Origin of the sequence: Cytobacillus sp. S13-E01 (genome assembly GCF_029193815.1) — a bacterium.
Classification (GTDB): Bacteria; Bacillota; Bacilli; order Bacillales; family Bacillaceae_L; genus Bacillus_BV.
On sequence record NZ_JARFVC010000033.1, the window covers coordinates 34,211 to 46,040 of the forward strand.

The window sequence follows — 11,830 nt, forward strand, 5'->3', positions numbered from 1 at the left end:
TACTCAAAAAAAAGTTATCGGAGTGTCTTTATGAAAATATGGTTTAATCGTTGGTTCTCAACAGTGTCTCATTATATAGAAATGATTAGAAATAATCCTGACGGCAAAGAAGTAATCATCTACGGCACACATCCTAATAAAGATGCTGTTTATCTGCAGGTTTGCGATTTTGCGGAGATAGAGCTAGATATTACAGGTAAAGAATATATTGATTATTGTCTTGATTTTTGTAAAAAGCATCAAATTGATGTTTTTGTTCCAAGAAAAGAGAACGTATTGATATCAAAGCATCTCACTCAATTCACTAGAATAGGGACTAAGGTGTTAGTATGTCCAGATCCAGAATTGATGAATATGATGGATGATAAGGAACTAACGTATAAAGCAATCGAGGATAATAATAAAAATGGTGATTTTTTAGTTTCGATTCCGGATTACTATATAGTAAACTGTTTAGAAGATTTTAAAACGGCTTATGAAAACCTGAAGGCAAAGGGACACACTGTTTGCTTTAAACCAGTTATTGGAGAAGGTGCAAATGGCTTTCGAGTCGTGAAGGAGCACATTGAGAGTATCGATGATTTATTTACAAAAGGAATTGGGTTTAGGATACCTTATTCTCACGCTTGTGAAGTATTTAATCAGCAGGAGACATTTCCATCATTAATGGTATTAGAATTTTTAGATGGTCCAGAATATAGTATTGACTGTTTAGCTGATCGAGAAAAGTTATATGCCGTTGTTCCTAGGAAGAAAGGAAAGGGAAGAGTACGTGTACTAGAAGATAATCCAGAACTAATTGAAATCGCAAAAAAAATCTATGAAAAGTATCGGATCCCATTTGTATTCAATATCCAGGTGAAATATCGCAATGGAGTTCCAAAGCTGTTAGAGATAAATCCTCGTATGAGTGGAGGGCTTCATATTAGTTGTTTTTCTGGTGTTAATTTTCCTTATCTCTCCTTAAAATTGCTATTAAATGAAGAGATAGATATCCCAAAAGCTACATATGATATAAAAGCTAGTTATTTAGAAAATCCAGTGATTTTATCAAAAAAACGATAAGTTTACTAAATTTAAATGGACAAGGTAAATAATAGAGTGGATACTAATCGCTATGTGATTACACTTACATATATTTACACAACCTAATTCTATTAAAAAACTAGATTATTATATAGGTATTTAGTAGAATAAACCTATATTCATTTTTTACATTTTTCTACAGGGTGGGAATAGGAATTGAATTTTATTTATTCACCCATATATTTTTTGCCCGATCTATAAAGAAAATAGAAAAAACGTTTATGCACACTACTATTCATAATTTAATATTAAATTTAAAGGAGTGGAGAAATGTCTATTTCATTGCTAAAGGGACAAAGAATTGACTTAACTAAAGGTAATGCCGGATTATCAAAAATAATGATCGGACTTGGTTGGGATCCTGTACAAACTAAAAAAGCTGGATTCTTAGGATTTGGTGCTTCAACACCAAATATAGATTGTGATGCATCCGTTCTTATGTTAGAAGATGATAAATTTACAAACAAAAAAAATCTTATATATTTTGGTAATTTAAAAAGCTCATGTGGCAGTGTTCAACATACTGGGGATAATATAACCGGTCAAGGTGATGGGGATGACGAACAAGTACTCGTTGATCTCAACAAAGTTCCACAAAACATCAATAAGATAGTTTTTGTTGTTAATATTTATGATTGTGTAAAACGGAAACAAGATTTTGGAATGATTAAAAATGCATTTATTAGAGTTGTAAATAGTGCTAATAATCAAGAGATGCTAAAGTTTAATTTAACTGATAACTACTCTGGTAAAACTAGTTTAGTTGTTGCAGAGATTTACAGACATGGAAGTGAGTGGAAATTCGCTGCGGTAGGTAATGGTACAAGTGATGCCAAATTAGAAGACATCGTTAATGGTTATAACAAATAACTTCCTTATACTACTGGAAAATATAAGCAAAACCAAAATTGAGAGGATGGAAAATTAAATGGCTATTTCATTATCTAAAGGTCAAAAAGTTGATTTAACTAAAACAAACCCTGGTTTATCAAAGGTAGTAGTTGGACTTGGTTGGGATACAAATAAGTATGATGGTGGGAAAGATTTTGATCTAGATGCTAGCGTATTCTTACTGGATGCAAATGGAAAATGTGCATCTGAAGCTGACTTTGTATTTTATAATCAATTAAAGGCTGGAGCGGGTTCTGTTGAACACACTGGTGACAATCGTACTGGTGAAGGTGATGGGGACGACGAAAAAGTTAAAGTTAATTTAGGTTCTGTACCAGCAAGTGTTGAAAAAATCGCCTTTGTTATCACAATCCATGATGGTGAAGCAAGAAACCAAAACTTTGGTCAAGTTTCCAATGCTTTTGTAAGAATTGTTAGCGAAGATAACAATGAAGAAATTATTCGTTATGACCTAGGGGAAGATTTTTCAATTGAAACAGCTATTATCGTCGGAGAATTATACCGTCATAATGGAGAGTGGAAATTCTCAGCGGTAGGTTCTGGTTATCAAGGTGGACTTGGACGTATTGCTACAGACTATGGCCTATCTATTTAAAAAGTAATAAAAGAAGACAAGAAATAGATTCATGTTCTTGTCTTCTCTTTTCTACTCTACTAATTAAATAATGGGGGTATTTACTATGGCTGTTCAGTTATCAAAAGGACAACGTATTGATTTAACAAAAACAAATCCTGGTTTAGTTAAAGCGATGATTGGTCTAGGTTGGGATACAAATAAATATCAAGGTGGACGTGACTTTGACTTAGATGCTTCTGCTTTTTTAGTAGATGAGAACGATAAATGTTTAAATGATCAAGACTTTGTATTTTATAATAATCTTTCACATCCTTCTGGAGCAGTTGTTCATAGTGGGGATAACCGAACAGGAGAAGGTGATGGAGATGATGAACAGTTAATCGTTGATTTCTCTAAAATTCCTTCAAATGTGCATAAAATTGGAATAACCGTAACGATTCATGATGCAAATACACGTCACCAAAATTTTGGACAAGTTTCAAATGCTTTTGTTCGTGTATTGGACGATTCTAACAATCAAGAATTGCTGCGTTTTGATTTAGGAGAAGATTTCTCAATTGAAACAGCTGTTGTCATTTGCGAATTGTATCGCTATGGGAATGATTGGAAATTCAGTGCCGTTGGTAGTGGATTTTCAGGAGGTTTAGCAGATTTATGCAGTAATTACGGTTTACAAGTTTAAAGAGACCCTGAACGTAAATTCTTCGTTCGGCTCAATAATAGGAGGAGCAACAATTGGAGATTTTACAACAGATTTTTTCAACATACGCGATGTTTTTTGACTTCGAAATGTGGGGTGAGGTTTTATCTGATCCAGTATCATGGGGATTAATAGGAACATTAGTCGTTATAGAGGGTCTATTATCAGCAGATAACGCATTAGTACTTGCGGTATTAGTAAAGCACTTACCCGAGAAACAAAGAAAAAGGGCTCTTATGTATGGTCTTTTAGGTGCTTATTTCTTCCGCTTCTTATTCATCGGAGTAGGTGTATATTTAGTTAAGTTCACATTTATTAAAGTTTTAGGTGCCGCCTATTTAGGGTGGATTGTAATCAAATACTTCCGTGAGAAAAATAGCAATAAAGATGGTGAAGATGAGGTTAAGGAATTTAATAAGACTTCATGGTTAGTACGTACTTTTGGTTTGTTTTGGGCTACTGTAATATCAGTAGAAATGGTAGACATTGCATTTAGCGTAGATTCTATCCTAGCTGCTTTTGCTATCTCAGATAAAGTTTGGGTATTACTTGTTGGTGGTATGCTAGGAATTCTTATGATGCGTACTATTGCAGGTGTATTCTTAAAACTAATTGATAAGTTCCCTGAATTAGAAACTACTGCATTTGTTTTAATTGGTATAATTTCAGCTAAAATGTTCGCAAGTATATTCGGGTTCAGTTTAGACCATCTTCTTTTCTTTGCAATAATAATTGTTTCATTCCTAGCAACATTTGTAATTCACTATTATAACAAAGCTAAGGCAACGCGTAAGGAAGCTGCTGCTTCAAAAGAATAATAAGTAGAAAGAAGGAGTTAGAAACATATCTCCTTCTTTTTTATCCCACGCTTAAGTGGGGGATCAACTGCCCCTAAAGGTCCGACGAAGCACAGGATGTGCAAGTATGGCGTAGCGCATAGGACGTGCGCGCTCCTAGCGTTATAAGTTCAACTAACAATCAGTTGGGGATAAAGACCCCCATTGATTGAAGGTTCACTTTATAAATTAAGAGGTGTTATTTTGAGATATTTTAATTATCTATCCGAATTACAAAGAGAAGGTATTTTCTTAATGAAACCCACGATCGTAACAAAATCGACTCCCAAAGACCTTTTGCAATATAGTTTAGGGGCTACATTATATATGCCTTCAACCAGACATGATATTGCCGAACTTGTTATTTCAAAAAAATATACAGAACTCTGTTCAATGGTACTTTGTCTTGAAGATGCAATAGGAGACAACGAGGTTGAAATGGCAGAAGCCATGGTTATAAAGCATATTGAAGCAATCTATAATTCCCTAAAAGAACAGGTTATTTCTACAGAAGAACTTCCACTAATTTTTCTTCGGGTAAGATCACCAGAACAGATGTCGCGTATAAGTTACCAGCTTAAAGAGTCACTTGATTGCTTAACAGGCTTTGTGTTTCCTAAGTTTTCCGTTTACAACGCGACAGCCTATCTAGAGAATTTAGTTACTATCGTAAAAGAAACCAACATTAAATTATATGGAATGCCAATATTTGAAACACCTGATATCATCGATAAAGAAACAAGAGTAATGAATTTTTTGACGATAAAAAAACTTTTAGAAAACTATAAAGATTCTATATTGAACATTCGAATCGGTGCTACAGATCTATGTGGACTATATGGTATACGACGAAATTGCCATACAACGATATATGATATTTCAATTATACGAGACTTTATAACTGATTTAATTAATTTCTTTGCTCGAGATTATGTGATCTCAGGACCAGTGTGGGAGTATTTTGAAAACTCAACTACTAGAATATTAAAACCACAATTACGTCAATCTCCATTCTCTGAAAGTTATGGTGAGGGGGGACTAAAAGTACGTACTCAATTGCTGAGTGAATATGGTGACGGATTAATCAAGGAAACACTATTAGACCTAGCTAATGGACTGAATGGGAAAACGGTAATTCACCCAAATCATGTGAAGATTGTCCAAAGTCTTATTGTAGTGTCCAATGAAGAGTATTTAGATGCATTATCAATAGTTGAAAACTATACTGGAAATGTAGGTGTAGTAAAAAGTGAATACTTAAATAAGATGAACGAAATAAAACCACATTACCTATGGGCCGATAAGGTTTTGAAAAAATCCAAGATTTACGGGGTGTATCATGACAACCACAACTTCATCGACTTACTTGCAGAATCAACCTACTCTTCAAATCTCGTCTAACATGTCAGTAAAGTTAAATATCATCTCGAATCCTCTTAATCTTGCAATGGATGAATTATTTTTAATGGCAGCAAGAGTTAATAAAAAAAGAGGATTTCTTTTTGTCAGTAAAGTTCTAGGAAAACATTTACCTGTACATCCCTTGAAACCATTACTTACTTCTGGATTATTAGCAATAGAGCACTATGAAAATGCAACTGGACAACGTGTTCATACTAAACCAGCAATACTAAATGGATTTTTATCAGAAGATTCTGCTGTTATAGAAGAAGCTTATCAATTACTGTCAGAGTTAAATCTAAGACTAGGCGAAGATCCAATCATTATTGGATTTGCAGAAACAGCTACTTCATTAGGGCATGCATTTTTTGATTGTATAAAAGCTGCTTTTTATATCCATACCACTAGAGAATCTGTTGATGGTTTGACTTCAAATTTAGAATTTGAGGAAGAACACTCACATGCTGTCGATCAACACTGTTTTATCGATATTAGCCAAATTGATAACCAAAAACCTATTATTTTAGTGGATGACGAAATTACTACGGGTAAAACGGCTATTAACATTATTCGTAATATACATGCTAAATTTCCAAGACGAAACTACTCAGTTATTTCAATACTGGATTGGCGATCAGAAAATAATGTGAGGCAGTTTTTAGACTTAGAAAAAGAATTAGACATCACCATCAACACATGTTCTTTAATATCAGGAGAAATGGTGTTTGACGGAGAGGCATTAGAGAGTGTGAATTATAATTATTCACCATTACCAAAGCAAAATAAAGTGAATCATAGAGTAATAGATGTTTCTAAGTTCTTTACCCAGACTAGTTATAATAATGAAATGCATATACCATATATTAATGAAACGGGCAGATTTGGGATAACAAACAAAGATAGACTAGGCATTGATCAGGCTTGTGCTGATGCTGGAAAATATTTAAGTGCCTTTAGTTATGGTGCTAAGACCCTTTGCTTAGGAACCGGAGAATTTATGTATCTTCCGATGAAAATATCGGCTCATCTAGGTAAAGGGGTAAAATTCCATTCGACAACAAGAAGTCCAATTCTTCCAGAAGTTAAAGAAAAATATGCAATCCAAAACGGCTTTACATTTTTTAATCCGGAAGATTTAGAGATTGTTCATTATATATATAACATACCAAAGGATCATTATGATGAAGTCTATCTCTTTTTTGAAAAAGAAATTACCGAGGATTCTCTAAAGGGACTAATGGATATAGTTAGAGACAGAGGAATACAGCATGTGAATATTGTTATATGTTCTAAGAAAAAAAGGAGTGAGCAATGTGAATAGCGCTCTTTCTAAAATAGGTAGCTATCCTGAGCAAGATGTTACCTTCTTATTAAAAGATTTGTCACATATTAATATAGAGAAAAAGACGATGGAAAGAGAACTGTCGATCCAAAATGGAGTTCATTACTCAGAAATGCTCCCGGTTGAGTATAAGCCATCAGACGACTATATGAAGTTGTTTTATGAATCACTCGAAACTAGCAAGGAGAAGGTCGCCTTATCTGTTGCAGTGGTTGCTGAACAAATTGTTAGAAAAAGGGGACTTAATATTGTTCTTTGTAGCCTTGCTCGCGCTGGGACTCCTATTGGTGTACTGATAAGGAGATATATTGAGTTGAAGTATGATGCCTTCATTCCGCATTTTAGTATATCAATTGTTCGTGATAGAGGAATTGATGAGAACGCCTTAAACTTTATAGCATTACATTATCCTAAGCAGGAGATAATTTTCGTTGATGGATGGACGGGTAAAGGGGCAATCACAAGAGAGTTAGATCTATCAATTAAAAATTATAATGAGAAATATAATAAGCAATTATCTTCTGAATTAGCTGTTTTAACAGATCCTGGTTATTGTTCTACTTTATATGGAACGAGAGAAGATTTCTTAATCCCGAGTGCTTGCTTAAACTCAACTGTTTCTGGTTTAGTTAGTAGAACGGTAGTAAATAAGACATGGATTGGATCTGATGATTTTCATGGGGCTAAGTATTATAGAGAATTATTGCCCGAAGATGTTTCTAACTATTATGTAGATACGATTACAAATGAATTTCAAAAGGTTTTTTCGATTGTGGATAGTAAACTAGAGGTTCTACAAGCCACTCATGAAGAACCAAACTGGAAAGGTTTAAAGTCCATTCAAAGGATTCAGCAAGAGTTTTCTATTGATAATACAAATTATATTAAACCAGGTGTAGGAGAAACAACAAGGGTATTATTGAGAAGGGTTCCATGGAAGATACTAATTAACCCAAGCCAAAAGCATCATTTGGAACATATCATCTTACTGGCAAAAGATCGAGGAGTTCCTATCCAAGAATATACTAGAATGTCCTACAGCTGCTGTGGTTTAATAAAACAATTGGAGAAAAAGTCATGAGAGCATTCGCGAGTGATCTGGATCGAACCTTAATCTATTCTACAAAAATGTTAAATACACATCAAACAAATAGTCCCTGCGAATTAATTGAAACAGTTGATGGTAGGCAAATATCTTATATTTCATTAAAAACGAAAGCTTCTCTTAGTAAATTAAATAGAGAAATGTATTTCATTCCCGTAACAACCAGAACAATTAGTCAATATAAGAGAATCCATTTATTTCAAACTGAAATTATACCTGAGTATGCAATTACAAGTAATGGCGGTCATATCCTAAAGGGTGGTTCAGTGTTGCAAGACTGGACAAACTATATTCATGAGCAATTAAAAGCTTGTTTGTCTTTAGATGAAATGATAAAAAGGATTAGAAATATAGCAAATCCACAATGGGTTGAACAGATTAATCAGGCTGACAACCTATTTATTTATTTGTTTATAAATAGAAGTCTTATTACAAATAAAGAAATAACTGACCTTAATGAATGGGCTCGAAATCTTGGCTGGCAAATGTCACTTCAAGGTAGAAAACTTTACCTTATTCCTTTTCCTATTAATAAATGGAAAGCTGTTGAATTCCTTTGTAACGAATTGAACGTAAGTACTATTTATTCAGCAGGTGATTCATTGTTAGATTATGATTTAATTACGAACGGACATTTTGGAGTTGCTCCTTTGCATGGAGAAGTGTTAGAACATTATCCTACTCTTAACAAAACTACTTCTTCAGGGATGGAAGCTTCAGAGGAAATTGTAGAATTGATTCATAATAAGGTTTTTACAAAATCACCGTAAAAGCAATGTAGAATTACGCACTACGTACCCGAAGTAGATTATGTAGGAAAAAGCAGTAGAATTACCATCTCTTTTAGTGTAGATAGATTTGGAATATAATATAAAATAGAGACAAAAAAATATCGAGACCTTATAGTTAAGTAAACCGTTGAATGAATTATGTAATTCAATAAATGGCATGGTAGTAAGTATAACCTTGGTCTCCCGAAATTTTATCTTTATAAAGGGGATGACATAATGAGTAATTATCGTAATCTTCAAATTACTCAAGCTAAACTTGATAGTGATAAATGGAAACTTACTCTCTTTAAGACTCTCCCAGAGAGAACACCTTATGAGAAAAGTGATGAATACCGTTTTTGTCAACTATCTGGAAGAATATTAGGTACGAACCATGATGAAACTGATTACTATCTAAATCTTCATGAGTTATATACTTCTGAAAAGATTCATGTCTTGAGTGAAATACTAGATAAATCAATCTCTACATTACGGTTTCAAGGTGTTCAAAAGGTACACATGATTAATCAAAAAGAAAAAGGGTTGTCAGTTAATAGATTTGTAGCTTTTTTAGAAGGGGAACGTTTAATTCCGACTCATCCCAATAATCTTGTGCATCGTCATATAAGACAAACGCTAATTTCTGTTTTAGAGACATTTCAACAAAATCACAAAGATGGTTTCAATCATCCAGAATTCCGACGAGTGTTAGTAGATATTATTAAATGGTCTTGGAATCATCTCAATGGTTGGTTAGAAAATATAAACCTAGAAATTGAAATGCCTCGTGTTATTTGGTATGGAGATGCATCTAAGAGCCAATTGTATTTTCTTTACTACTTAATGAAACTTGGGTGTGATGTGCTTATTTTTCATCCTGAAGGAAAAGACGAATTTGCAGAGATTGACCCTAAACAGAATATTTCTCAAATTGTTACTTATCCAGCTACTGGAAAATTAGAACCTTTTCCTAAAGAAAAACCAGACCGTCAATCAACAGTTGCCTATCGAGCAACAAAAGAAATTAATAATGTACTATTTCATGAGGGATCTCACCTTTATAAACCATGGCAATTTAGAAATCATCTTCCGACATCGGTGACGTTAAAAACGACCTATGATGAACTATTCTTAATTGCTAAAGAACCGGCACATATTCGACAAAATTTTCAAGTTACTAAAGGGACTGTTCTGATTCCTTCAATTTTCTCAAAAATTATGGGTGTCTCTGCAAATAAAAAAGAATATTGGGACCGGTTACAAAAGTTATCTGAATCAAAGAATACTGAGTTAATTAGAAATTTCCCTTTTACTAAGGAAGTTATCGCAAATCATAAATTCCATTATCAACACGCACTTGATAAAGAGGGCAAGCTTCATCCTAAAAAGATGGTTGAAAGTAATTGGTGGCAATATAAGCATTTACCAGAAGGAATTCAACTAGCGATTGCTCATGTTATATCAAATATATGCGCAAGCCCTAAGCTCATCCCGAAAAATAATGAAAAAGTAGAAGATGTTCAACTGTATTTATTTACACAAGCCACAGATATTGCACCTAACCACTTAAACTTAATGCAGTTGTTTGATTATTCCCAGGATGTACCTAAGTTAGTTTTATTCAATACAGAGATTAATGGATCTCTTTCCCGATCTGATGCTGCTAGGATCTTATTATTCAATGAGCTTGGAATAGACATTGTAATTTATAATCCACCAGGCCATAACTGTATAGAGCAGTTCATAGATTCTAGTATGTTTGATACGCATTGGCTTGAGGAAATGTCATTTCAACAAGAATTCAAAGAGCCATCTTTTCTTAAAAAGATATTTAAGTCAATAAAATTTTAGATTTGGAGTGAAAGTAAATGACAAATGATGTACTAGCATCAAGTTTCGAGAAAAATGAAGAAATTACCGAGTCGAAAGCCAACGATATTAGATTACAACTTCGTCAGGAACCTGAGGTTATTAAGTTAGCGCAACAAATAGACGTGAAAAACCAAATGGAATTATTGGAATTTGGAAAAGAACCTGCTGTTTTAATTTCACAGTTTTCGGATCGAATTTTATCAATGATTCAAACAAGTAGTGTAACGGATTCAGGTGAAATGTTAAAGCAAATCGGAAAGATTATGGATCGCTTTGATAAGAAGGATTTTGAAGAACAAAAAGGTGGTCTACTCAGTAAATTATTTAAACGAAGTAATGGAATGGTTGAAAAAATCTTCGGTAAATATCAAACCTTAGGTGGAGAAATTGAGAAAGTTCATGTTGAAATCTCAAAATATAAGGATGAAATGACTAGATCGACAGTGACACTAGAAGAAATGTATGAAAGTAACATTAACTACTACATGTCACTGGAAAAGTATGTGGTGGCAGGACAAATTAAATTAGAAGAACTAACTACCTTAGTACCATCGTATGAGCAAAAGGCAGCAAATGGTGATCAGATGGCACAATTACAAGTAGATACACTAAAAAATGCAATTCAGACACTAGAGGAACGAATTTACGATTTAGAAATGGCTCGTATGGTTTCACTACAAACTGCTCCACAAATCCGTTTACTACAACGTGGTAATACAAAGCTTATTGGCAAAATTAATTCAGCGTTTGTTATTACGATTCCAATTTTCAAGAATGGTATCATCCAAGCTGTAACGGCAAAGCGCCAAAAACTTGTTGCTGATTCTATGAGTGAATTAGATCGTCGTACAAACGAAATGTTAAAGCGAAATGCTGAAAACATTTCTAGTCAAAGTGTAGAGATTGCTAAACTAGCTGGTAGACCAAGCATTAAAATTGAAACGATTGAAGAGTCATGGAATACAATCGTAAAAGGAATGCAGGAAACAAAATCGATCGAAGAAGAAAACAAGCGACTTCGTGAAGATGGTTTAAAACGCATTACCCAGTTGCAGGATAATTTAAAGCAAATCGCACAACAAAAATAGTGTACTCCTCCTTTTAGGAGGAGTCTTTTTAAAAGATAACAAAAAGTTTGTATCTAGTTTTAGTGTCTAGCTCCGGGTGCCTAGAAACGAGGAGAAACTTCAACTCCTCCTACAGAAGCAAAGAACGCTTCTTTCGGCGGA

Annotated in this window: 11 protein-coding genes; all 11 read left to right on the forward strand. The window is 33.9% G+C overall.

Translation table 11 applies throughout. From position 1 onward, the window contains the following. The first annotated feature begins 30 nt into the window (after positions 1-30). The 11 genes from PY093_RS16940 to PY093_RS16990 all read left to right on the forward strand — a co-directional run bounded on the left by PY093_RS16940 (position 31) and on the right by PY093_RS16990 (position 11,689). On the forward strand, positions 31-1,065 hold the full coding sequence (locus PY093_RS16940) for an ATP-grasp domain-containing protein (protein WP_275644479.1): 1,035 nt from the start codon (positions 31-33) through the stop codon (positions 1,063-1,065). Between the two features lie 291 nt (positions 1,066-1,356). Then, a complete protein-coding gene (locus PY093_RS16945) occupies positions 1,357-1,956 on the forward strand; it encodes a TerD family protein (RefSeq protein WP_275644480.1) in 600 nt (199 codons plus the stop codon). 58 nt (positions 1,957-2,014) lie between these two features. Then, a complete protein-coding gene (locus PY093_RS16950) occupies positions 2,015-2,593 on the forward strand; it encodes a TerD family protein (protein ID WP_275644481.1) in 579 nt (192 codons plus the stop codon). An 85-nt stretch (positions 2,594-2,678) separates the two neighbouring features. Further along, a complete protein-coding gene (locus PY093_RS16955; RefSeq protein ID WP_275644482.1) occupies positions 2,679-3,257 on the forward strand; it encodes a TerD family protein in 579 nt (192 codons plus the stop codon). 53 nt (positions 3,258-3,310) lie between these two features. Beyond that, a complete protein-coding gene (locus PY093_RS16960; protein WP_275644483.1) occupies positions 3,311-4,093 on the forward strand; it encodes a TerC family protein in 783 nt (260 codons plus the stop codon). Between the two features lie 222 nt (positions 4,094-4,315). After that, complete coding sequence (locus tag PY093_RS16965) at positions 4,316-5,512, forward strand: HpcH/HpaI aldolase/citrate lyase family protein (protein WP_275644484.1); 1,197 nt, start codon at positions 4,316-4,318, stop codon at positions 5,510-5,512. Then, positions 5,451-6,833 carry a phosphoribosyltransferase family protein gene (locus PY093_RS16970; protein ID WP_345774216.1) on the forward strand — a complete coding sequence of 461 codons (1,383 nt, stop codon included), beginning with the start codon at positions 5,451-5,453 and terminating at the stop codon, positions 6,831-6,833. Before PY093_RS16965 ends, PY093_RS16970 begins: the two co-directional genes overlap by 62 nt. After that, on the forward strand, positions 6,826-7,935 hold the full coding sequence (locus tag PY093_RS16975; RefSeq protein ID WP_275644485.1) for a cysteine protease StiP family protein: 1,110 nt from the start codon (positions 6,826-6,828) through the stop codon (positions 7,933-7,935). The genes PY093_RS16970 and PY093_RS16975 overlap by 8 nt, the downstream gene beginning before the upstream one ends. Then, a complete protein-coding gene (locus tag PY093_RS16980; RefSeq protein WP_275644486.1) occupies positions 7,932-8,729 on the forward strand; it encodes an HAD family hydrolase in 798 nt (265 codons plus the stop codon). Before PY093_RS16975 ends, PY093_RS16980 begins: the two co-directional genes overlap by 4 nt. A gap of 237 nt (positions 8,730-8,966) precedes the next feature. After that, positions 8,967-10,580, forward strand: coding sequence for a YceG family protein (locus PY093_RS16985; protein WP_275644487.1), 1,614 nt, complete (start codon positions 8,967-8,969; stop codon positions 10,578-10,580). Between the two features lie 17 nt (positions 10,581-10,597). Beyond that, positions 10,598-11,689, forward strand: a complete 1,092-nt coding sequence (locus PY093_RS16990; RefSeq protein ID WP_275644488.1) for a toxic anion resistance protein — start codon at positions 10,598-10,600, stop codon at positions 11,687-11,689. Positions 11,690-11,830 lie beyond the last annotated feature (141 nt).

Coding starts and splice junctions, on each gene's coding strand:
- PY093_RS16980 (WP_275644486.1), top strand. CDS start 7,932: ATGAGAGCATTCGCGAGTGATCTGGATCGAACCTTAATCTATTCTACA.
- PY093_RS16945 (WP_275644480.1), top strand. CDS start 1,357: ATGTCTATTTCATTGCTAAAGGGACAAAGAATTGACTTAACTAAAGGT.
- PY093_RS16985 (WP_275644487.1), top strand. CDS start 8,967: ATGAGTAATTATCGTAATCTTCAAATTACTCAAGCTAAACTTGATAGT.
- PY093_RS16990 (WP_275644488.1), top strand. CDS start 10,598: ATGACAAATGATGTACTAGCATCAAGTTTCGAGAAAAATGAAGAAATT.
- PY093_RS16940 (WP_275644479.1), top strand. CDS start 31: ATGAAAATATGGTTTAATCGTTGGTTCTCAACAGTGTCTCATTATATA.
- PY093_RS16955 (WP_275644482.1), top strand. CDS start 2,679: ATGGCTGTTCAGTTATCAAAAGGACAACGTATTGATTTAACAAAAACA.
- PY093_RS16950 (WP_275644481.1), top strand. CDS start 2,015: ATGGCTATTTCATTATCTAAAGGTCAAAAAGTTGATTTAACTAAAACA.
- PY093_RS16970 (WP_345774216.1), top strand. CDS start 5,451: ATGACAACCACAACTTCATCGACTTACTTGCAGAATCAACCTACTCTT.